This window comes from Bradyrhizobium sp. Tv2a-2, from assembly GCF_000472425.1.
Lineage (GTDB): Bacteria > Pseudomonadota > Alphaproteobacteria > Rhizobiales > Xanthobacteraceae > Bradyrhizobium.
This window is the reverse complement of the sequence record NZ_AXAI01000003.1, coordinates 471,818-494,854: the sequence shown is the minus strand read 5'-3', so window position 1 is coordinate 494,854 and position 23,037 is coordinate 471,818. Positions and strand designations below refer to the sequence as shown.

Annotated in this window: 18 protein-coding genes; 9 read left to right on the top strand and 9 right to left on the bottom strand. The window is 64.2% G+C overall.

The features are described 5' to 3' along the window. Positions 1 to 74: 74 nt before the first annotated feature. A complete protein-coding gene (locus A3AI_RS0108530) occupies positions 75 to 1,283 on the bottom strand; it encodes an MFS transporter (RefSeq protein WP_024515187.1) in 1,209 nt (402 codons plus the stop codon). Positions 1,284 to 1,406: 123 nt separating this feature from the next. On the opposite strand from A3AI_RS0108530, the gene A3AI_RS0108525 reads away from it, so the two are divergent. Continuing rightward, complete coding sequence (locus A3AI_RS0108525; protein WP_024515186.1) at positions 1,407 to 1,919, top strand: winged helix-turn-helix transcriptional regulator; 513 nt, start codon at positions 1,407 to 1,409, stop codon at positions 1,917 to 1,919. Between the two features lie 32 nt (positions 1,920 to 1,951). Here the strand turns inward: A3AI_RS0108525 and A3AI_RS0108520 are convergent, their stop codons facing one another. Next, positions 1,952 to 3,802 carry an outer membrane protein assembly factor BamB family protein gene (locus A3AI_RS0108520; RefSeq protein ID WP_024515185.1) on the bottom strand — a complete coding sequence of 617 codons (1,851 nt, stop codon included), beginning with the start codon at positions 3,800 to 3,802 and terminating at the stop codon, positions 1,952 to 1,954. A 225-nt stretch (positions 3,803 to 4,027) separates the two neighbouring features. Between A3AI_RS0108520 and A3AI_RS0108515 the strand changes: the two genes are divergently transcribed. Further along, positions 4,028 to 4,930 (top strand): efflux RND transporter periplasmic adaptor subunit, encoded by a 903-nt coding sequence (locus A3AI_RS0108515; RefSeq protein WP_502685739.1) that lies wholly within the window; start codon positions 4,028 to 4,030, stop codon positions 4,928 to 4,930. Positions 4,931 to 4,972: 42 nt separating this feature from the next. Here A3AI_RS0108515 and A3AI_RS0108510 read toward each other — a convergent pair whose 3' ends face one another. Then, positions 4,973 to 5,839 carry a caspase family protein gene (locus tag A3AI_RS0108510; RefSeq protein WP_024515183.1) on the bottom strand — a complete coding sequence of 289 codons (867 nt, stop codon included), beginning with the start codon at positions 5,837 to 5,839 and terminating at the stop codon, positions 4,973 to 4,975. A 425-nt stretch (positions 5,840 to 6,264) separates the two neighbouring features. Here A3AI_RS0108510 and A3AI_RS0108505 point away from each other — a divergent pair, with 425 nt between their 5' ends. The 6 genes from A3AI_RS0108505 (at position 6,265) to A3AI_RS0108480 (ending at position 16,607) form a co-directional block, all read left to right on the top strand. Further along, entirely contained in the window at positions 6,265 to 7,995 is a 1,731-nt protein-coding gene (locus A3AI_RS0108505; protein WP_024515182.1) for a hypothetical protein, read from the top strand. A 121-nt stretch (positions 7,996 to 8,116) separates the two neighbouring features. Continuing rightward, on the top strand, positions 8,117 to 8,839 hold the full coding sequence (locus A3AI_RS0108500) for a thermonuclease family protein (RefSeq protein WP_024515181.1): 723 nt from the start codon (positions 8,117 to 8,119) through the stop codon (positions 8,837 to 8,839). A gap of 142 nt (positions 8,840 to 8,981) precedes the next feature. Further along, positions 8,982 to 10,169 (top strand): pyridoxal-phosphate-dependent aminotransferase family protein, encoded by a 1,188-nt coding sequence (locus A3AI_RS0108495; RefSeq protein ID WP_024515180.1) that lies wholly within the window; start codon positions 8,982 to 8,984, stop codon positions 10,167 to 10,169. A 159-nt stretch (positions 10,170 to 10,328) separates the two neighbouring features. Then, entirely contained in the window at positions 10,329 to 12,437 is a 2,109-nt protein-coding gene (locus tag A3AI_RS0108490) for a S9 family peptidase (RefSeq protein ID WP_036047718.1), read from the top strand. A 157-nt stretch (positions 12,438 to 12,594) separates the two neighbouring features. Further along, a complete protein-coding gene (locus tag A3AI_RS0108485) occupies positions 12,595 to 13,029 on the top strand; it encodes a response regulator (protein WP_024515178.1) in 435 nt (144 codons plus the stop codon). A 71-nt stretch (positions 13,030 to 13,100) separates the two neighbouring features. After that, positions 13,101 to 16,607, top strand: coding sequence for a PAS domain S-box protein (locus A3AI_RS0108480; RefSeq protein ID WP_024515177.1), 3,507 nt, complete (start codon positions 13,101 to 13,103; stop codon positions 16,605 to 16,607). Between the two features lie 133 nt (positions 16,608 to 16,740). Here A3AI_RS0108480 and A3AI_RS0108475 read toward each other — a convergent pair whose 3' ends face one another. Further along, positions 16,741 to 17,379 (bottom strand): response regulator transcription factor, encoded by a 639-nt coding sequence (locus A3AI_RS0108475; protein ID WP_024515176.1) that lies wholly within the window; start codon positions 17,377 to 17,379, stop codon positions 16,741 to 16,743. Between the two features lie 147 nt (positions 17,380 to 17,526). Between A3AI_RS0108475 and A3AI_RS0108470 the strand changes: the two genes are divergently transcribed. Further along, a complete protein-coding gene (locus tag A3AI_RS0108470) occupies positions 17,527 to 17,772 on the top strand; it encodes a hypothetical protein (RefSeq protein ID WP_024515175.1) in 246 nt (81 codons plus the stop codon). A 129-nt stretch (positions 17,773 to 17,901) separates the two neighbouring features. On the opposite strand, the gene A3AI_RS0108465 is transcribed toward A3AI_RS0108470, so the two are convergent. The 5 genes from A3AI_RS0108465 to A3AI_RS0108445 all read right to left on the bottom strand — a co-directional run bounded on the left by A3AI_RS0108465 (position 17,902) and on the right by A3AI_RS0108445 (position 22,905). After that, the gene (locus tag A3AI_RS0108465) at positions 17,902 to 18,228 is read right to left on the bottom strand and encodes a hypothetical protein (protein ID WP_024515174.1); all 327 of its coding nucleotides are present in this window, start codon (positions 18,226 to 18,228) and stop codon (positions 17,902 to 17,904) included. A 2-nt stretch (positions 18,229 to 18,230) separates the two neighbouring features. Beyond that, positions 18,231 to 19,112 (bottom strand): CheR family methyltransferase, encoded by an 882-nt coding sequence (locus A3AI_RS0108460; protein WP_024515173.1) that lies wholly within the window; start codon positions 19,110 to 19,112, stop codon positions 18,231 to 18,233. Positions 19,113 to 19,130: 18 nt separating this feature from the next. Continuing rightward, entirely contained in the window at positions 19,131 to 19,520 is a 390-nt protein-coding gene (locus A3AI_RS0108455; RefSeq protein ID WP_024515172.1) for a response regulator, read from the bottom strand. Between the two features lie 69 nt (positions 19,521 to 19,589). Further along, entirely contained in the window at positions 19,590 to 20,063 is a 474-nt protein-coding gene (locus A3AI_RS0108450) for a chemotaxis protein CheW (RefSeq protein ID WP_024515171.1), read from the bottom strand. A gap of 46 nt (positions 20,064 to 20,109) precedes the next feature. Continuing rightward, on the bottom strand, positions 20,110 to 22,905 hold the full coding sequence (locus A3AI_RS0108445) for a hybrid sensor histidine kinase/response regulator (protein ID WP_024515170.1): 2,796 nt from the start codon (positions 22,903 to 22,905) through the stop codon (positions 20,110 to 20,112). Positions 22,906 to 23,037: the final 132 nt, after the last annotated feature.

The following is a 23,037-nucleotide window of genomic DNA, read 5'->3' as shown; positions in this document are numbered from 1 at the left end:
GCCGATGCACGGGAGATCACGCTGCGCGGTTTTGCCGTCTTACGTTGCGGCGAATTGTGCTTCGCGAATCCGCCCTACGATCGTTGCGCTGTCCGCAGCCAGAACAAGAGGCCCGCCGCTGCGAAGGAGGCTCCCAATCCTGCCACGCCGGCCCAGCCGGCGACAGCGTACATCCCGGTGGATGCAATCGCGCCGGCGCCGCTGCCGATCGAGTAGAACAGCATGTAGCAGCCGACCAGGCGGCTGGTCGCCTCCGGGCGGCCGGCGAAGATAACGCTCTGGTTGGTTACATGGATCGCCTGGACCGCGAGATCCAGCAGGATGATGCCAAGGACCAGGGCGCCCATCGAATGATGCAGAAGTCCGATCGGCACCCAGGAAGCCAGGAGCAAGGAGAGTGCGGATACCGTCGTCAGGTCGGCCCAGCCCCGATCGGCCAGGCGGCCCGCAGATCTCGCCGCGGCCGCGCCGGCCATGCCAGCGAGGCCCAATAGTCCGATCTCGGTGTGAGACAGCGACATGGGCGGCGCGCGCAGCGGCAGAACAATGCTGGTCCACAATGTGCTGAAGCTGGCAAACGTCAGCATCGCCAGCGTTGCGCGTGTCCGAAGCAACGGATCGGTGCGCAAGAGAATCGTCATCGAGCGCAGGACGGCGCCGTAGCTTTCACGACTCCGGCAAGCCCGATCGTTCGGGAGCAGCCAGGCGAGTGCCAGGCCCGCCGACAACGTCAGAATGGCAGACGTCAGGTACACCGCGCGCCAGCCGCCGATGTCCGCGATGGCACCGGACACCGACCGCGCCGCGAGAATTCCGATCACCACGCCGCTGGTGACGAGGCCGACCGACGCGCCGCGCTGCGAGGGCGTGGCCAGCGCGGCGGTGTAGGCGACGATCACCTGAATGACAACGGCGAGCAATCCCATGACGACCATCGCGATGAAGAGCGTCGCGGGACTTCGGGCGGTGCCGACAGCCAGCAGCGCAACAGCCGAAGCCGCGACCTGCGCGACGATGAGCCTCCTCCGATCGATGATGTCTCCGAAGGGAACGAGAAAGACAAGTCCGAGCGCGTACCCCACCTGGGTCAAGGTCACGACCATCCCGATGGTCGAGGCAGGAATGGCGAAGCTGCTCGCGAGCGCGTCGAGCAGCGGTTGAGCGTAGTAGATATTGGCGACGCTGATTCCGCAGGTGATGGCGAATGTCAGCAGGATCGGCGTGGACAATCCTTCGCGGCTCGTGCGCGAAGTATCGGTGCAGCAGTCGGCTGTCGCGTTCATGTAATCTTCCGGACCTCTGGGGCATGCGGTCTCATTATAAGACCAGTTGCCGATCACACAGTCTAGTTCTAAATTAGCACCAGCTTGACCGACCTTCCTTGACCGACCTTGGAGTTCGCCGTCATGGTGAAAAGAACGACTTTCGCCTCCGCTGATTGTCCGGTTGCGCGATCGCTGGATGCAATCGGCGACTGGTGGTCGTTGCTGATCATTCGCGACGCGTTCGATGGCGTCAGGCGGTTCAGCGAATTTCAAACAGGTCTGGGGATCGCCAAAGGCATGTTGTCGACCCGGTTGCGCGACCTGGTCGCACGCGGGGTCATGACGACGATGCCGGCGTCGGACGGGAGCGCCTATCGCGAATACGGGCTGACAGAGCGCGGCGTCTCCTTGTTTCTCGTCATCGTCGCGCTTAGGCAGTGGGGCGAGGACCACCTCTACGAGCCGGGCGAGGCGCATTCGATGCTCGTCGACAAGGAGAGAGGTCAGATGGTGGCCCGGCTGCAATTGCGATCCCGCGCCGGAAAGCCACTCGCCTGGACGGACACCCTTGTGCGCAAGGCCGATCACAAACCGGACAGAGGCGGACGCCGAAAGGCTCGCGAGCGCTCTGCAATCGGGCAAAGGGCAACCTAATCAATCATCCCGGAGAATTCGCGCGATCAGCGCTACCTCGCTCCGCCTGCGGGCACTCCAAACGCGAGCAACACGTTGCCTGGAATGCCACTCCACTGCGCGTAGCCCGAATTGACATAAACCATGCCGTCGACAATGACCGGCCCGGGCCCGTCCATCGCTCCGCCGTGCGCCGAAACGCCGTTCACCGTAGTGTAGTCGCGCGCGGTATCAAACTCCCAAAGCAGCCGCGCACCTTCTGTCGCGTATGCGCGCAGATAGCCGCTAACACTGCCCGAAAAGACCACACCCGGGATGACAGTGACCGCCGCGGAGAGTGCCGGACTGCATCGCTCGCGTTCACCACAGGGGACCGGCGGCACCTGCATCGTGACTTTGCCGTCCGATAAATTCAGCCCGAACAGTCCGCCTCCTTCCTTCGGATCGAGACGCCGAGTGCCGTCGCGCAGAAATCGCACGTCGGAGTTCGCGACATACACACGTTCTTGATCCGCAGCCGAGCCCCATTCGCTGCCGCCGAGTGGTCCGCCTTTGCCGATCCGCGTCTCCCAGAGTGCCTTGCCTTCGTGGTCAGGGTCCAACGCGTGAACGACTCCCGATTTCTGCCCGATGACCAGTTCGCGGTGCCCATCGGGCAACGTGACCAGGATAGGTGATTGACCGAAGTCGTGATCGGGACCGTGGTCCTGCGGACAGTTGGTCTGGTCTACGCCGAAACATGCCACGACGAAGCTATCGCTGGGCGTGGCCTGCCGGTGCCACAACATTCGACCAGTCTTCAAATCGAAAGCCAGGACGGCATCGCTGGTATCGGCCGGCGGATTTGAATAGGAGTTGCTGGTTGCGACATAGAGCGCCTCGCGCTGAACGTCGATCGTCGGGGCCGACCAGACCGAAGCGCCGGAGGGACCGTAGAGTTGCGTTCCGACCGCATTCTTGGTCGTGGGACGTGGCACCTCGGGAATGGTGTACGACTTCCAGATCACGCCACCGCTCGCCGCATCCAGCGCCGCCACGCTGCCGCGGAAAGTGCAGCACTCGTAGGTCGGACGCGATCCGGTCGCTTCTTCGATGGAGGAAACCGGGACATAGAGGACGCCCGAATATGGCGTCGGCGCGCCCGTGATCCGGGCCGCTGGATGATCCTCCACCTTCTTCTTCCAGATCAGCGCGCCGGTTGCCGCGTTCAAGGCGTAAGCGTTGGCACGCACGTCACCGAAGAACACTGCGAACTGATCTGTCCCGGATAGCGGACCAAAACTGATCGCCGTACGAACCGGGGCCTCCGTTGCATAGGTCCAGATCGTGCATCCGCTCTTGGCATCCAGGGCATGCACCTTGTAATCGCCGCCTCCGACAAACAGCACTCCGCCAACGACCGTCGGCTGTGCATTGGCAGCAGGAGTATTTGCAAAGCCGAACGCCCATTTCAGCTCCAATCTTGGCACCTGATCTGGCGGAAGCCGTGCGGCCTCGGCCGGCTGAAAGCGGCTGTTGTTGAGGTCCGCGCCCCAACCGTTCCACTGCCGTCGGTCGAGCCGTCCGGCAAATGTTAGCGGAGCTTTGGCGCACTCCCTTGAGGTGTCATTGGTGGCGGAAGCGTCGTTCGCAATTCCGCCCGTGGCGTAGGAAGCAATGGCCTTGAGCTCATCGTCAGTCCGCCCCTGGGCCATGGGTGCCATGGTGCCCGATGTGATTGTCCTGAGAACATGCTCGAACGACATCGACTGCAGCGCGCCGCGGCTGGGAGCGCGACTCTGCGGCCCGCCTCCATCGTGGCACAGGGCGCAATGTTGGGCATAAAGGGTGGCACCGCTCTGCTGCGCCAGTGCAGGAAGCGAACCCAGCAGTAACAGCCCGGCCACCGCAGCGCTTAGCTTCATGGAAATCTCCGAGGTCGGCTCGTGATTTCAGATCTTGCTACCTGTAATGATAGTCTGATTGAAAGGCTCGGAAAAGGCTATGCCGGAAACAGAGGCGGTCCCTTTGTTCACTGGCTCCGAATTGCGGATATGCGCGGAGCAATCGGCTGACATCGCGCCGAGGTTTGACCTCGTTGGCGTGACGTATGTCCTTCTGATATGCATATCGCCCTGAACCTCGCCAACATGCCAACGACCAATTTCACGATGACCCCCATTCGCCGCACCTTCCTGTTCCCCCTCGCCGGCCTGCTCTGCCTCGCCGCCGGCGCCACCCGCGCAGACCAGACCACCGTCGAGCCGCGCGGTGCGGCCGTTTCCGTCCTCAAGGCCACCCGGACCTGCTTCAACAACACGGTGGAGGTTTCCGGCACGGTGCTTGCGCGGGAAGAGACGATGGTGCGTCCCGAACGGCCGGGGTTGAAGGTGTCGGATGTCTCGGCCGATGCCGGGGATACGGTGACGGCGGGGCAGGTGCTGGCGCGGCTGACGCTGCCGGAGGGCGGGTCGATCAATGTGACGGCGCCGGTGGCGGGCGTGATCGCCTCCTCGACCGCGACCATCGGGGCGATCGCCTCGCCGCGCGGCGAGGCGCTGTTCTCGATCATCGCGCGCAGCGAATATGACCTGGTCGGCCTCGTGCCGGTCGAGGATCTCGGCAAGCTTCAGGCCAACCAGCAGGCGATCATCAACATCATCGGGGCCGGCACGGTGCAGGGCGTGGTGCGGCGCGTGGCGCCGACGGTCGAGCCCAACAGCCAGCTCGGCCAGGTGTTCATCGCGATCACCACCAACCGCAGGCTTCTGATCAATTCGTCGGGCCGCGCGATCATCCGCACCACGCAGAGCTGCGGCCTGTCGGTGCCGCTCGCCGCGGTGCTCTATTCGAATGCCGGCACCGTGGTGCAGGTGGTCAAGGGCCAGCGGATCGAGACCCGGCGGGTCGAGATCGGGCTGATGTCGGGCGGCAATGTGGAGATCAAGGGCGGCTTGAGCGAAGGCGACGACGTGGTCGCGCGCGCGGGCTCGCTGCTGCGCGAAGGCGATCCGGTGCGGCCGTTCGTGAATGGGGCTGAGGCGAAGCAGTGAGCTTTTCTGCAACCGCAGACCAGTGAGCACCGCTCTTGGAGATCAGCTTCCTGCGTTAGCGGATTCAGTAGCGCCGAAGCGGACGTCCTCCAGCAGGGAGGACGAGACCGACGGGACCTGTTCGCCGTCGGAGGCGCGGGAGACGGCGACGCGGGTCTGGTTGAAGACGGCTTCCGCACCGCTCTCCTTGACGCTGAGGTTATTGAGCAGCTCGGAAATCAGCACGCTGTTCTCGCCCTTGCTGTCGTCAGCGACCTTGCCCGGCGTAGCCGAGGACAGGATCAGCGCATTGTCGGGCGCGGCGATCGGCGCAAGCCCGTGCGAGAAGGCGCGGAATCGCCGCTCATAAGGGTTGCGGCGGGAGGCGTCGAGCACGACCAGCTTGGCACGCGCGCCGTGGTCCTTCATCACGTCGAGCACGGATTCGACGCTGACGCCCTCGCGGCGAACGTCGCTTTCCTTCCAGATCGTGGCGTCGACCGGAATCATGTAGCTCTCGCGTCCGGTCTGCACGCCATAGCCGCCGAAGAAAAGCATCACGACGGCGTCTTGCTTGATCCGGCCCTTCAGCCGCTCGATGGCGCGGCTCATGTCGTCCTTGGTGGCGTCCTCTACGACGTCGACGTCGAAGCCGTCGCGGCGCAGGGCACGGGTGAGCGAGCGGGCATCGTTGATCGGCTGCGCCAGCGGGTCGCCGGCGTCGGGATAATGGCCGTTGCCGATGACGAGCGCGAGCTTCGACGGCTTGTTGACCGGCAGCGCCACCTGCTCGGTGGCAACGGCCTTGGCGGCATCGAGCGCACGAACGGACAACGCAGCATGGGCGCCAATCGCCAGCGACAGCGTGCCGACAAGGCCGGCGGCAATCGCAAGCGAACGGCGGGAGATCGGAAGCTGCGTCAGTTTCATCAGGCGTGTCCTACTCAACAACGCGCGAGGCCCATTGATCGCGCCAACATGATCTTGGTTTTTGGGATGGGCGGGGTGTGTCGTCGAATTGTGCTCGATTTGCGGCATTGCAATAAGGCTCCCTTAACCCGCATCCGCCCGCATCGCAATACGCCAGATCAATTCTCGATTAATTGGCTGAAATCACTGGATATTTTCCCATGCGACGATTTGTTCCGACCGCCGTCCCCCCGGCATCATGCGGGCTCGGGCTTCGTTGCCACTGTAACCACCATCACATTCGGTTTTGCGCCCGTAACCATCGCCGGATTGCGTTTCGGAGGGGTTTGGGCCAGTTTTCAAGCACTTGAGGGGACGACCGCCAGTCATCATGGGGCCGGCGGCCTGCCTTGAGAACGGCCGGCCTACCCTGGGGGTTAGCACAATTGATTTTGCGTCATTTCGCCGCCGCGACCTGCCGCGCGCTGACGGCGGCCAAGCGCGGGCCCTCGCTCTATGACCTCTGCGACCCCGTGCTCGCGGTTCCGCATCGGGGCGACGCGCATCTGTCGAAATTCTACAAGACCGCGCTGTGCAATCCGGCCCTGCGGCTGTTGTTGCGGCGAGCCGGCCTGCCTGAGCTGGCCGAGAGTGGCCGGCGCGATGCGTTGCAGGGCGCGCTGCTGCGCGCCCGCGACGATGCCGCGCCGGATTGGGCTGCGGTCGGCGCCCCGATCGCCGAGTTGCTCGACACGGTGAAGCTCAGCCATCCTCACCCCAAGCCGGCCTCCGCAAGCGGAACGGCACCGCGGCCTGCCGAGATCGACCACGCGATCCAGGTCGCGAGCGCGCATCTGTTGCGCTCGTTCAGGAGAAACGGCTTCATCCCGACCTATGCCGCGTTCAACCTGATCGGCGATCCCGACCTTGGCGGCCGAGAATTCCTGATGGCGCTGACCGGACTCAATGCCCGCGGCTACAAGAACTCGACGCTGCTGTTCAACCTTGCCCGCGTCTTCATCGCACGCTCGCCTTTGGGCACGCTGATCAACCCGCCCTGGACAGGCATTGCCGAGCCGATGTGGGCGCCGGTGCAGATCCGCCACCGCTCGGCTTACTACGATGCCTTCTTCACCGAAGCGCTGCTCGCCTTCATCGAGACCGGGCTTGCGACAGCCGAGGAGACTGCGGCCGCGCGGAAGGCGATTGCCGACATGGTGGCGTTCTGCATCTCCACCAGCCGCGAGGAGGTGCGCGGCGCGGACGGCACGCCGTTCGATGTGATTACCGCGCTGGCGCCGCCGCCGCATCCGCGCTTCTCGAAGTTTTTCGCGCAGATCAAGCAGGACCTCGGCTTCGGCATCTATGTGCCCGATTGCGACACCACCGCCTGCTCTTTCTCCGCCGCGACACAGGCCGGCTCCAACGATCCGATCCTGAACCAGCCGTTGCTCGACTTCTATGCCGGCTACCAGGTGCGTGCCGGCGCCAATGAGCCGCGCGTCACCGTGCCGCTCAACGACAACATCGATTTCGAGGGCGGCATCGCCACCTGGATCGACAATCTCGCCGGCGAGCGGCCCTATGGCAACGATCTCGACCCGACGCTCAATCTCGATGTGCTGGAAGTGAGTTTCCGCAATCTCGCCCGCTGGAAGGTTCTGGAGACGCCATCACGGCTCGAGACCGTGCAGCGCATTATCGGCTTCCAGCTGCGCCTGGCCGAAAGCGGCGCGTTCAAGAATCCGCGCTCGCACATCTATTATCTGCCGGAGCTCTATTGTGCCTATTTCGGCCGCTGCTTTGCCGCCTTCCGCGCGCTGTCGCGCGAGGCGCAGGCCGCGATCGATCCCGAGGGCGCGTTCGAGGCGATCCGCGGGCACGTGCTCTGCTATGTGCAGGTCGAAATGCTCGGCGCGGAACTGAACGCGTTCGATGCGGCGCTGGCGCTGATCGCGCTCGCCCATCTCGGCGCCGACGTCGCAACCTTTGCGCCTGCGCTGACCTGCATCATCGCCTCTCTCGGCGAGGGTGGCCGACATGGGCCGTTCAAGGCCTATGAATGGAACAAGATGAAGACCCCGACACGAATCCTGGTCGGCGGTCCGGAAGTCACCTCCGCCTTCGTGCTGATGGGGCTCGCGCTGGCGAGGCAGGCGATGGCGGGACGCAGATGAGAGGATTTGGGTGATAATCCCGGAACTCGAAACCTGCCCGCCACATTGTCACTTTCCCTTCAGCCCAATCCGCACCACAATCCCGGCATTGATCGCCTGTTACGCTTGACCGGCTCTTTGCATGTCCAGATTTGCTGCAGCACTCCTTGCTCTGCTCGTCCCGTCGCTGGCGTATGCGGCCGACGTCTCGGGCGTGCCGAAAATCCGCGAGGCCGACCTGGTCCAGATCGGCAACAGCCGCGTCCGCCTGTCCGGCATCGACGCGCCTTCGGTGGACCAGCTCTGCCTCAACACCAGGGGCGAGCGCTGGACCTGCGGCGTCGCGGCGCGCGACGAGCTGATCAAGCATGTCGAGGGCAAGAGCTGGACCTGCCATCTCGGCCAGGCGGACCGTCGCGGCCGCATGCTGTCGCGCTGCGAGGTCGACGGCGAGGACATCCAGAAATGGCTGGTGCGATCGGGCTGGGCGCTCGCCTTTACCCGCTTCTCGCACGACTATGAGGCGGACGAGAAAGAGGCGCGCGAGGCCAAGGTCGGCATGTGGCAGGGCGCCTTCATCGCGCCCTGGGACTGGCGCGTACGCAACAAGAGGACCGCGATCCTCGGCGCTGTGAAGGTGCCGGAAAATGCGCATGCGATCTTGTTGGCATCGGCGTCCGGCCCGGTGGCGCCCTCGCCCGACTGCACCATCAAGGGCAATGTCAACTCGTCGGGCGAATGCATCTATCACCAGCCGACCAGCCGCTGGTACGCCCAGATCAAGATGCAGATCTCGAAGGGCACGCGCTGGTTCTGCTCGGTGGAAGAGGCGGAAGCCGCCGGCTGCCGCGAAACGCGGCGGTAGGGGCTGTTTTGCCTCACGCCGCCGAAGGACCAGATCCCAGGAAGCATAACGGATGCGCCGAAATCGTGATGGCTGGAGCCTTGAAATTCCGCGCCATTGACGGCATCCATGACCCGTCCCAACGCTCCAAGGAATCCACCCAATGACCGTTCGTGCCGGCCGGGAATTTCTGGCCATTCCCGGACCCACCAACATGCCGGACGAGGTGTTGCGTGCGATGCATCGGCCCGCGCTCGACATCTATTCCGAGCAGATGGAGGAGCTGAGCGACAGCCTGCAGCGCGATCTCTCGAGGCTCTTCGCGACCGAGGGCAAATGCTACATCCACATTGCCAACGGCCACGGCGCCTGGGAAGCGGCGCTCTCCAACGTGCTGTCGCGCGGCGACAAGGTGCTGGTGCTCGAGAGCGGCCGCTTTGCGGTCGGCTGGGGCAACGCCGCGGGCGCGATGGGCGCCGAGGTCGAGGTGCTCAAGGGCGACTGGCGACGCGCGGTGCGCCCCGAGGAGGTAGCGGCGCGGCTGCGCGCCGACAAGAACCACGACATCAAGGCGATTCTCGTGGCGCAGATCGATACCGCGTCGGGCGTCTGCAACGATGTCGAGGCCATCGGCAAGGCGATCAAGGCGACCGGTCATCCCGCGCTCTACATGGTCGATACCGTGGCCTCCCTCGGCTGCATGCCGTTCGAGATGGACAAATGGGGCATCGATGTCGCGATGTCCGGCTCGCAGAAGGGCCTGATGACGCCGCCGGGCCTCGGCTTCGTCGCCGCCAATGAGCGCGCGCAAGCCGTGCACAAGAAGGCGGACATGCGCACGCCCTATTGGGACTGGACCGAGCGCGAAGGCACCGAGCACTACCGCCGCTACGCCGGCACCGCGCCGGTGCATCTGTTGTTCGCGCTGCGCCAGGCCATCGATCTGCTGGTCGCTGAGGGCCTCGACAAGGTCTTCCGCCGCCATGCTCTGCTCGCGGAAGCCGTGCGCCGCGCGGTCGCGGTGTGGGCCGAGGGCCAGGTGCTCGGCTTCAACATTCTAGACAGCGCCGAGCGCTCCAACACGGTGACGACCGTGCTGGTCGGCAACGGCCACAACCCGATGAAGCTGCATCGCTACTGCAAGGAAAGATGCGGCGTTGTGCTCGGCGTCGGCATCGGTGATCTGCAGGGCCAGGCCTTCCGCATCGCCCATATGGGCCACATCAACGCCCCGATGATTTTGGGCACGCTCGGCGTGATCGAGGTCGGTCTCAACGCACTGCAGATTCCGCACGGCAAGGGCGGAACGGAGGCGGCGATCGCCTATCTCGGCGAGAATGTAGCGGCTTAATCACGCTCGCTCTGTCACCTCTCCCCGCTGGGGTGAGGTGCCCTTCGCCGCACGAGCCAGGCTCACCTCGTCAGGCGCGCGTATGGCAATCCGCGCCGTCGACGCCCATATGTGCGGGGCCTCTCCCCTCTCGCGCACACGAGGATCCGAGTGACCGACATCAAGGACAAGCAGGCTGCCACAAGCGCTCCGGTGGCTCCCCGCCGCCCGCATTCCTTTGCGCGCCACGGCATTACCGTCCCCGACGATTATGCCTGGCTGAAGGACTCCAACTGGCAGGAGGTGCTGCACGATCCGAAAGTGCTGGATGCGGATATCCGCTTCTATCTCGAGGCGGAGAATGCCTATGCCGAGGGGCTGCTCGGCCATACCGCGCCGCTGCAGAAAAAGCTTGTTGCGGAAATGCGCGCGCGCATCAAGGAAGATGATTCATCCGTCCCCTCGCCTGACGGCGCCTACGCCTATTTCCGCAAGTTCCGCGAAGGCGGGCAGCATGAGATGTTCGGCCGCAAGCCGCGCGACGGCGGTGAGGAAAAGATCGTGCTCGACGGCGACGCGCTCGCCAGCGACCACGGCTATTTCAAGTTCGGCGGCAGCCGCCATTCCTGGGACCACCGCTTGCAGGCCTGGAGCGCCGACACCAAGGGCTCGGAATATTTTGCGATCCGCATCCGCGACTGGGACACCGGTCGGGACCACGCCGATCTGGTCGAGGAGACCGATGGCGGTGTGGTGTGGAGCGCGGATTCAAAGAGCTTCTTCTATGTCAAGCTCGACGACAACCATCGCCCGATGCAGGTCTGGCGTCATCGCCTCGGCACCGCGCAGGCCGACGATCTCCTCGTCTATGAGGAAAAGGACCCGGGCTGGTTCACCCATCTGCATGAATCCACCTCAGGCCGCTTCTGTGTGATTGCCGGTGGCGACCACGAGACATCAGAGCAGCGGCTGATCGACCTGAACCATCCCGACGCGCAGCCGCTGCTCGTCGCCGCGCGCGAGACCGGCGTGCAATATTCCATCGCCGATCGCGGCGATGAATTGTTCATCCTCACCAATGCGGACAAGGCGATCGATTTCAAGATCGTCACGGCGCCGCTCACCGCGCCCGAGCGCGGCAATTGGCGTGACCTGATCCCGCACCGCGCCGGCGTCTACATCCTCGACCATGATCTCTATTCAGGCCATCTGGTGCGGCTGGAGCGCGCCAACGCGCTGCCCTCGATCATCATCCGCGATCTCGACAACGGCGAGGAGCACGCCATCGCGTTCGACGAGGCGGCCTATTCGCTCGACACCATGGGCTCCTACGAATTCGACACCACCAATCTGCGCTTCTCCTATTCGTCGATGACGACGCCGTCCGAAGTCTACGATTACGACATGGCAAGTCGAACGCGGACTTTAAGGAAGCGCCAGGAAATCCCCTCAGGCCACAATCCGGCCGACTATGTCACCACCCGCATCATGGCGCGGTCGCATGACGGCGCCGAGGTGCCGATCTCCCTTCTGCACCGCCGCGACTTCAAGCGTGACGGCCGCGCGCCGCTGCTACTCTATGGCTACGGCTCCTATGGCATGGCGATGCCGGCCTCCTTCAACACCAACCGCCTGTCGCTGGTCGATCGCGGCTTCGTTTACGCGATTGCGCATATCCGCGGCGGCACCGACAAGGGCTGGGGCTGGTATCTCGACGGCAAGCGCGACAAGAAGACCAACACGTTCGATGATTTCGCCGCCTGCGCCCGCGCACTGTGCGAGGCGAAATACACCAGCCAGAGGCGGATCGTCGGCCATGGCGGCAGCGCCGGCGGCATGCTGATGGGCGCGGTCGCCAACCGCGCCGGCGAATGGTTCGGCGGCATCGTCGCCGAAGTGCCGTTCGTCGACGTGCTTAACACCATGCTCGACGACACCCTGCCGCTGACGCCGCCAGAATGGCCGGAATGGGGCAATCCAATCGAGAGTGAAAAGGACTTCCGCACCATCCTGTCCTACTCGCCCTATGACAATGTCGCAGCAAAGGACTATCCGGCGATCCTCGCCATGGCGGGCCTCAGCGATCCGCGCGTCACCTATTGGGAGCCCGCCAAATGGATCGCGCGGCTGCGCGCGACCATGACTGGCGGCGGACCCGTGGTGCTGCGCACCAATATGGGCGCCGGCCATGGCGGCGCCTCCGGCCGCTTCAACCGGCTCGACGAAGTCGCCATCGTCTACGCTTTCGCGCTGTGGGCGGTGGGCATGGCGGAGAAGGAAGCAGCGTGAGCCGTATGCCCGATATCGTGCATACGGGGCCTGACCTTCCCCGCGCCTGGCACAATCCGGTCGCGTCGAGCCAAGCCCTTGCACTGGATTTCGCGATTGGGCAGACCTCCGCAACCTGTCGTTGTTCCTGATTCATTGCACGCCGGGAGATTTGGCTTTGGCTAACATTCTCGTTGTCGATGACGATCCCGCCGTACGGATGACGATCCAGCTCTTGTTGGAGCGGAGCGGACACCGCGTCGTCGCTGCAGGCGACGGACGCAAAGGACTTGCGGCGTTCGAAGCAGGCAATTTCGATCTGCTGTTTCTCGACATCTTCATGCCGGGCATGGACGGGCTCGAGACCATGCGGCTGATGCTCCAGCAGCGGCCGGGTCTCCCGATCATCGTCATCTCTGGCCGCCCGATCGGGTCGGACGCGATGGGCGAGCCTGACTTCCTGGGCATGGCGATCAAGCTCGGCGCCGTCAGGACCCTGCCGAAGCCGTTTCGGCCCGTGGAGCTGCACGCCGCGGTTTCCAGTTGTCTTGAGGCCGCAAAGGAGACATCGTTGGACCGGGGGCAGGATGGCGATATCGCATCCGGCACCTGACGCTTGCGGGCGGCGGCGCCGAACCGCGCGGCGGCGGCACCAAGAGCGCGAGGCGGCGACTTTAGAGAGAGATGACGCTCACCACCCGGTTAGCCATCGCGATGATCCTGCTGGTCGCGGTTGCGGTCTCCGCGGTCGGTTGGCTGAGCTATCGTAGCCTCGAGCACGCTCTGTTGCCGCGCATCCTCGACCGTATCGAGGCGCACGGCAGGCTCGTCGCCAACGAGCTGCAATCCTATGTGCGCGGCGCCCGCGCGGATGTGACGACCTTTGCTGCCGACGCGGCGACGCGCGGCATGGTGACGGCGCATTTCAACGGCGGCATTGATCCGGTCGACCACATTACGGAGGGCGCGTGGCGTGACCGTCTGGCGACCCGGCTGGTGGCCGACCTCGAGGCGAAGCCTGCTTACGTGCAGTTCCGCCTGATCAGCGTCGAGGATGGCGGGCGCGAGGTGCTCCGCGTCGACCACTCCGCCCGGAACGGCGGGATCCGGATCGTCCCCGAGTTCGAGCTGCAGCGGAAGGGTGATCAGCCGTATTTCACGGAGACCGTCAAGCTGCCGGCCGGTGACATCTATGTCTCGCCGATCGACCTCAATCAGGAATATGGCTCGCTCGAGATCCCCTATGTTCCGACCATCCGGATCGCCTCGCCCGTCTATGCGCCCGACGGCAGGCTCTATGGCATCGTCGTCATCAACGTCGATTTGCGTACGGCGCTGGACCAGATCCGCGACGCGGCGCGCGACAGCGAGGTGGTCTATCTCGTCGATGCGAAGGGCGACTATCTTGTGCATCCCGACAGGATCCGCGAATTCGCCAGCGACCTCGGCGGACCACACAGCTGGCAGGCGGATTTTCCCTATTTCGCCTCGCTGGCAGGCTCCACCAGAAGCGCGTCGCAAGCCGTTCCGGATGCTTCGGGCCGGCCCGGCGGCGCGGCGCTGGTACCGGCCTTGCTTGTCGGCAAGGAATGGGTCGGCATCATCGAGACGGTGCCGAACGCCGTGTTCCTCGCCAGCGCAACCGCCATCGGCCGGACGACTCTTCTGGTCGGCCTGGTCGCAATGCTTTGCGCGGCAGTGCTTGCGCTGATCGTTGCCCGCTCGCTGACGCGGCCCATCAACCAGCTGCGCTGGGCCGTGGAGGGCATCGGCCGCAACGAGCTGGTCAGGATTCCCGCCGACGCCAGCGGCGAGACCGGCGTACTGGCGCGGGCGTTTGAGCGCGTCATCGGCGAGCTCAAGGCCAAGACCGCCGAGCTCGAGCGCGAGGTCGAGGAACATCGCCGCACCGAAGCCGCGCGCGCCCATCACGCCGCGCGCGAGCAATTATTCAGCGCGGCGGTCGAATCTTCAAACGACGCGATCGTCACCAAGTCGCTGGACGGCACCATCACGGGCTGGAATCCCGCGGCCGAGCGCATGTTCGGCTACAGCGCAGAGGAAGCGGTCGGCCAGAGCATTGGCCTGATCGTTCCTTCCGACCGCACCAACGAGATACAGGCGATCCTGCGCCGGATCGCCCGTGGCGAGCGCATCGAGCACCACGAGACCATGCGCCGCCGCAAGGATGGCACGTTGGTGGAGGTCCAGCTCAGCATCTCGCCGATCGAGAACCAGGCCGGCGTGATTGTCGGCGCCGCCAAGATCGCCCGCGACGTCACGGAGATCAGGCGCACCGAGCGGGCGCTGCACCAGCAGATTGAGGAGCGCGAGCGCATCTTCGAGACCTCGCAGGATCTGATCCTTGTGCTGGATTCCAGGGGCTATCTGGTTCAGCTCAGCCCGAGCTGCGAGACCATTCTGGGCTACCGGCCCGACGAGATGATCGGCCATAGCGGGGAAGAATTCATCCACCCCGACGATCTCGAGATGTCCCGCGGCGAAATGCGCGCCCTTCGGCACGGCGAGCGCGGCAAGATTTCCGATACCCGCGTCATCCACAAGGACGGCCGCGAGGTGACGCTGTCATGGCTCGGCACCTGGTCCGACCCGGTCCAGCGCTACTTCTTCGTCGGCCGCGACATGACCGAAAGCCGGATTGCGCAGGAAACCCTGCGCGAGAACGAGCGCATGGCACGCAACATCGTCGAGACGGCGCTCGACGCCTTCGTCCAGACCGACGAGGGCGACGCCATCCTGAACTGGAATTCCGAGGCCGAGCGGATCTTCGGCTGGCCGCGCGAACAGGTGCTGGGCAAGAAGCTGATCGACCTGATCGCGACGGAGTCCGACAAGGAGGATATGAAGGAGCGGCGGGATCACCTGCTGCAGACCGGGCATCAAGACGTGCTGCGCCGTCGCCGCGAGCTCTGGGTGCGCCGGCATGACGGCGTCGAGTTCAAGGCCGAGCTCAGCGTCACCGCGCTGAAGACCTCGGGCGGCATGGTGTTCAACGCCTTCTTCCGCGATCTGACTGACAAGATCGCGGCCGAGGAGCGCATCAGGCAGTCGGAGAAGATGGAGGCAGTCGGCCAGCTCACCGGCGGCATCGCCCATGACTTCAACAACATCCTCACCGTCATCACCGGCACCATCGAGATTCTCGCGCAAGCGGTGGCCAAGGAGCCGCAGCTCGCCGCCATTACCAAGATGATCGACGAGGCGGCGGCGCGCGGCGCCGACCTCACCCAGCATCTGCTGGCATTCGCGCGCAAGCAGCCGCTGCAGCCGCGCGAGATCGACATCAACGCCCTGGTCATCGACACCGCCAAGCTGCTCCGCCCGACGCTTGGCGAGCAGATCGAGATCGAGTCCGTGTTCGAGGACGAGGCCTGCATCGCGGTGGTCGATCCCAATCAGCTGGCGACCGCGATCCTCAATCTCGCGCTCAATGCGCGCGACGCCATGCCGGGCGGCGGCAAGCTGATCCTGGAAACCGCCTCGATCTTTCTCGACGAGACCTATGCGAGCCTGCACGACATCCGCTCCGGTCGCTACTCACTGATCGCAGTGAGTGACACCGGAACCGGCATTTCCACGGGAATCATCGACCGCGTGTTCGATCCCTTCTTCACCTCCAAGGGCCCGGGCAAGGGCACCGGCCTTGGCCTCAGCATGGTCTACGGTTTCATCAAGCAGTCGTCCGGGCACATCAAGATCTACAGCGAGGAAGGCCATGGCACGACCATCAAGATGTACCTGCCGCCGGGAACGGGCGGCACGCTTGCGCCGGAGAACCAGCTGGTTGCAGATATCCAGGGCGGCCACGAGACCATCCTGGTGGTCGAGGACGACCGGCTGGTGAAGGACTACGTGCTCGCGCAGCTGCGTTCGCTGGGTTATGCCACGCTGGATGCAGCGAACGCCGCCGAGGCGCTCGCGCTTTTCGAACAGGGACGCAAGTTCGACCTGCTGTTCACCGACGTGATCATGCCCGGCACGATCAACGGGCGACAGCTCGCCGACAGACTCCTTGAGGAATGCCCCGACCTGAAGATATTGTTCACCTCGGGCTACACCGAGAACGCGATCATCCACCACGGCCGGCTGGATTCCGGCGTGTTGCTGTTGGCCAAGCCCTACCGCAAATCCGACATGGCGCGGATGATTCGCAGGGCGCTGGACGCGTGAGGGCTGCGCGGGTTGCTGTACTTGGCGCGCGCGCGGGTAGCGCGAGCCTGCGCAGATTCCTCGCCTCAAAATATGCAGCTCGAGCCCCTCATCCCGCCCTTCTCTCCTCGAAGGGCGGGGAGAAGGGGAAGAATCACGACACCCGCTGCTGCGCGGTCATCACGATCCGCACCAGGTCGGCCGCGTTCTTGGCGCCGAGCTTCTTCATGATGTTGGCGCGATGATCCTCGATGGTGCGCGGGCTGATGCCGAGCGTCCGGCCGGCTTCCTTGTTCGAGGCGCCGGCGGTGAACTGCTCCAGCACCTCGCGCTCGCGCCGGGTCAAGGGCTCGCGGCCCGGGAAATGCAGCGTGGCGATGTTGGAGCCCGCGAATTGTGCCTGCCGGCGTGCATAGGCGCCGATCGCCTCCTCCAGCCGGGTAACGAGCTCGCTGCCACGGAACGGCTTCTCGATGAAGTCTAGCGCACCGTTCTTGATGGCACTGACCGCCATAGCGATATCGCCGTGGCCTGAGATCATGAAGATCGGCGCGGGATAATCGTCGCCATGAAGTTCCCTCAGGATATCGAGTCCCGATTTTCCGGGAATGTGGACATCGAGCAGGATAGCGGCGGGTGTGCGGCTCCTGGAGACGGCGAGCAGCGCTGCGCCATCTGCAAAGCAGATCACCTGATAGCCCGCCGTCGACAACACCAGGGACAAGGTGTCGCGAACGGCAGGATCGTCGTCCACCACGAAGATTTCACCGCGGGAGGCAACTTTATCGACCATGTGCCATCGTCCGAATAGTTAGCAATGACGCGCACCTGCCAAACCATTAGCGTTCGGCATGGATTCGACCCACCCGTATTTGTACGGGACAACCACTTAACTCACAAGTAGCAGCAACCCTCCTAAAACGCATTGGTGGAGAACAGCATGCAAAACGCGCCTGTCCGGGACGCGACGGTTCCGCTCGGGGATGAGGCTCTCCATGTGGTCGTATTTGACCCCGTAGTAGCCCTGATCGACCGCGTCCAGGCCAGCATCAAGGTGATCGAGACCGCGCGGGCTCGCCTGGTAACCGCCGAGGCGGAGGCTACCGATGTCGTCGTGCTGGACGATGTCACACACCACTTTACGCGAAGGCGGGCGCGGCGCTCGACGCCTGCAATGCGAGCCTGAGCGCTGCCTTGCAGTTCCTATCGCAAGCACCGACGTGACGCCGCGTGACTGAAGCGCGTTCCACTTTGCGGATACGGCGCGCGATGCGACGCATGCGCAGTCAGCATAGCCGCATGCCACGCCGTCCGCTCAGGCGTCGATCATGGCCTCATCGGCCGCGGTGCCGCCTGCGCGCTTCTTCTTGTTCTTCCCCTTGATGAACTGAATGTCCATCTCCGCGCCGTTGACGCGCACCAGTTCGCAGCGGCGATAGGCAAGCCCCGTCGACGACAACAGCAGAAAGAACTCCTTCAGGTTCAGACCCTGGATCGAACCTTCGACCGTCAGGATTGCGTCATTGTCGGAGATGGCGTTGAGCTGGCAGTTCCGCCGCCAGGTTCCGTCAATCGCCATGATGCAGACGTCATAGCCGCGGCTGAAGGTGACGCGGTCCGCGCCTTTGTTGTCTTCTGACATATTTACAATCCTGCTACTGCCGCCAGCTTGGGCGCAGCCGCGCCTGCCGGCAGTCCTTTACCCGGCGCGCTTTGCGCGCCGTTCGGCCGATAGAGACCTCGCCGATCCGGGAATGGTTTGAAGACTTCGGTCAACCCGACCACCGTTTCCGCAGCACCAAGTACCAGGAAGCCGTCCGCCTCGACCCCCTTGGCGAGCCGGGCGAAGATCTTGCTCTTGGTGTCCTGGTCGAAATAGATCAGCACGTTGCGGCAGAAGATCACATCGAAGACGCCGAGCTGCGAGAAATCATGCAGCAGGTTGAGCTGGCGGTGCTGCACCATGCCGCGGATGTCGGGATTGATCTGCCAAAGCTCGCCGATCTGTTTGAAATGCTTGACCAGCAGCTGGATCGGCAGGCCGCGCTGCACCTCGAACTGGCTGTAGATGCCGGCCTTTGATTTTTCCAGCACTTCCTGCGACAGGTCGGTGGCCAGAATCTCGATGCGCCAGCCGGCAAGCGCCGCGCCCATCTCCTTCAGGCACATCGCAATCGAATACGGCTCTTGCCCCGTGGAGCCCGCGGCACACCAGATCCGGATGTTCTTGCGTAGGGCGCGGGCGCGCAAGACATTCGGCAAGATGGTGTCGCGCAGGTGATCGAACGGCACCTTGTCGCGGAAGAAGAAGGTCTCGTTGGTGGTCATGGCTTCGACCACCTGGTTGATGAGCGCGGACGAGCCGCCCTTCATCTTCTGCACCAGCGCGGCAATGTCCGACAGGCCGGACTTCCGCGCCAGCGGCAAAAGACGGCTCTCGATCAGGTATTGCTTGTCGGCGGAAAGGTCGAGACCGGAGAGGTCCTTCAGAACTTTGCGCAGGTACTCATAATCGGGCGGATTCACAGGGGGCCTCTTGAGGGATCAGATCGACGCCGGCGACGTCAGTTGCACAAGACCAACTTCCATAAATTTCGCGGCAACAATGTCCTTGTCAAAAGGCTTCATGATATATTCGTTGGCTCCGGCCTCCAGCGCGCGCGCGATGTGGTCGATGCCGTTCTCGGTGGTGCAAAACACGACTTTCGGCACATCGCCGCCAGGCATGCGACGGAGATTTCCGAGGAATTCGTAGCCGTCCATGACCGGCATGTTCCAGTCGAGCAACACGGCATCGGGAAGGGCGCGCCTGCAGGCTTCCAGCGCCTTCTCGCCGTCCTCGGCTTCGATGATCTCGAACTGCATCTCTTCGAGGATGCGCCGGGCGATCTTCCGCACCACGCTCGAATCGTCGACGACCAGACAGGTTTTCATTGGCTTTCTCCCGTGGGACGCGGTTCTGTTACGTTGTTCTCTTGGAATGTTGTTTTGGGACCATGGCCTTCAGGCCGCTTTGGCGATCCTCGGCGCCATTTCGAGCACGCGATCGACGTCGAGCACGACCATGAGCTGGCCGTCGAGGCGATGGACGCCGCCGGCAAGCTTGGCCATGCGCGGATCGAGGTTGACCGGGTTCTCCTCGCGGCTTTCCTCGGGCANCCTCAGGACCTCGCCGATCTGGTCGATCAGAAGGCCATAGGATTCGCCGCGCAGATCGACGCCGACCGCCATCGGCGGCTTGCCGTCAGAGGCCTTGGGCAGGCCGAGGCGNGCGCGCATGTCGATCACGGTGACGATGCGGCCGCGCAGGTTGAGAACGCCNGCGATCTCGCTGGAGGCGAGCGGAACGCGCGTCAGCCGCTCCGGCATGAACACGTCCTGGACGCGGGAGATCGGCAGGCCGAACAGCTGGCCGCCGATCACCGCGGTGACGTACTCGGCCATCGCGCCCTCGCTTGTGTGCGTCTTGCTGGTCATCTCGGTCATGTCAGGTCAATCCTTCAGGCCGTCAGGCTGAACTTGTTCATGCCGCCCGGTCCATCTCATTGTGGGCATGCGCCGTCTGCTCCTTCAGCGCCGCGATCAGGCCGGGGCGGTCGAACTTGGCGACATAGTCGTGGAAGCCGGCGAGCTTGCCGCGCTCGATCGCGGCAGGCGACACCAGCGAGGACAACGCGATGATCGGCATCTGGCCGAGATGCTGGTCGGAGCGGACCACTTCGGCGAACTCGTAGCCGTTCATGTCGGGCATTTCGATGTCGGTCAGCACCACGTCGAAGGCCTGGCCCGAGCGCAGCGTGGCAAGCGCCTCCTGCGCACCGGTCGCGGTCCGCACCTTGTAGCCGGCCGCTTTCAGCACCGGCGCCAGCATGTTGCGGAAGAAGGCACTGTCGTCGACCAGCAGCACCGATTGCGAAGCCATCGACGGGCGCATCTCCTTGCGGGTGAACCAGTCCGAGAACGCCATCGGCAGGAAGTGGCCGACATCGATCACTTCGGTGGCCTGGCCCTTGATCACGGCCGAGCCGAGGATGCCCTGCCCGCTGGAGCCGGCCACCTCGATGTGCAACCGCTCCTCGACGATGTCGATGATCTCGTCGACCACGAGCCCCATCGAGCGGCCGTCATCGGCGAACACCAGGATCGGCTGCGAGCCGGTCGCGCGCACCTCGACGCCCTCCATCTGCACCAGCGGCATCAGCTGCTCGCGGTACTGCACCATGTAGCGGCCGTTCGAGAGCTCGATCTTGTCGGCGCCGATCTCTTCGAGCCGGGTGACGAGGCCGAGCGGCACCGCCTTGGGCTGGGTGGAGCCGGCACGGAACACCAGGAGCGAGGTCAGCTGCTCGCCGCTTCCCGCATGCTGGCCGGCGGTCTCGTCGGCGAGGTCGCGCGAGGCGGAACCGGCGGCGCCGAGCGCCTTGGCAATGCCGTTGGGGTCGATGATCATGATCACCGCGCCGTCGCCCAGAATGGTGTTGCCGGAGAACATGTCGATGTGGCGCAGCTTGGTGGACATCGGCTTGACCACGATTTCCTCGGTGTGGAACACGCCGTCGACCACGATGCCGAAGGTCTGGCTGCCGACCTGCGTCACCACGATGAAGCCGTTCTCGGGATCGCTCGAGGAGCCGTCGTCGATCTTGAGGAGCTTCTTCAAATGCATCAGCGGCAGCAGCTTGTTGCGCAGACGCAGCACCGCGGTGTCCTTGATGCGCTCGATGCGGTGCTCGGAGTTGGCGCGCGCCCGCACCAGCTCGACGACGGACAGTTGCGGGATGGCAAAGCGGTCGCCGGCGGCTTCCACGATCAGCGCCGAGACGATGGCCAGGGTCAGCGGAATCTTGATGGTGACGGAGGAGCCTTCGCCGGCAACCGACTTGATGTCGATGGTGCCGCCGATCTGGTCGATATTGGTGCGCACCACGTCCATGCCGACGCCGCGGCCGGAGACCGAGGTGACGGTGGCCGCGGTCGAGAAGCCGGGCGCAAAGATGAACTTGTGGATCTGGGCTTCCGTCATCTTCTCCAGATCGGCCTCGGTGACGAGGTTGTTCTGCAGCGCCTTGGCCTTGATCCGCTCGGTGTTGAGCCCGCGGCCATTGTCGGCGATGCAGATGATGATGTGGCCGCCCTCGTGATAGGCGGAGAGCCTGATCGTGCCGATCTCCGGCTTGCCGGCGGCCGAGCGCTCGGCGGGCGTCTCCAGGCCATGGTCGGCGGAGTTGCGCACCATGTGGGTGAGCGGGTCCTTGATCAGGTCGAGCACCTGGCGGTCGAGCTCGGTATCGGCACCGTGCATTTCCAATTCGATCTGCTTGCCGAGTTCGCCCGAGAGGTCGCGCACGATGCGCGGCAGCTTCTGCCAGGCATTGCCGATCGGCTGCATGCGCGTCTTCATGACGCCTTCCTGCAGCTCGGCGGTGACGTTGGAGAGCCTCTGCAGCGGCACCTTGAACTCGGTATCCTCGTTGCGGCGGGAGATCTCCAGGAGCTGGTTGCGGGTCAGCACCAGCTCGGAGACCATGGTCATCAGGTGCTCGAGGGTGTCGACATTGACGCGGATCGACTGGTTGGCGACGCGGTCGCCTTCGGCGGCCTCCTCGCCCGTGGACGAGCCCGCCTTGCGCGCGGGCTTGGCCTCTTTCTTCGTGTCCTTCTTCGCCTCGGGGGCCTTGGCCTCGGCAGCTTTGGCCTCGGCAGCTTTGGCCTCGGCAGCTTTGGCTTCGGTAGCTTTGGCCTCGGGGGCCGGTGCGGGAGCAACCTCGGCTTCGACCGCGGTCTCGCGGAAGGCGCGCTCCAGATCGTCCAGCGACACCTCGCCCGGACGCAGCGGCCGCTCCAGCGTCTGCACCACCAGCGAGCCTTCGGTGACATTGGCCGCAGCCGGCACGGGAGCCGGTTCAGGCGCGGTCGCAACCGGCGCCGCAGCGCCCGCTGCCATGCCCTGCACGACCATTGCCTCCAATTGATCGATCAGGTCGCGGTCATTGCCTTCCGGCTCGGCTTCAGTCGCCTCAAGTCCACCCAGGATCTCCTTGATGCGATCGAGCGAGGACAGGATCACCGTCACCGCTTCCGCACGCACCGGCATGCCGTCGCGGAATTTGCCCATCAAGGTCTCGCCGGCATGCGCCAGCGCTTCCAATCGCGGCAGTCCCAGAAAGCCGCACGTCCCCTTGATGGTGTGAACAAGGCGGAAGATGTTATCCAGGATCTTGGCGTTGTTCGGCTCCTGCTCGAACTTCACCAGCTGATTGTCGACGGTATCCAGACTCTCGCTGGTCTCCGTCAAAAACTCCCGCAACAGATCATCCATGAAACTGGCCTTCGCACGCAACGGCGCGCGACCTCGACGCGCCTACTTGAGAATGCCGCCAGCTTCACCGCAAAGCGTTTAATATTGGTTGAGTAAGCGGAAACGAATGGGCTCAACAAAGACATAAGAGCA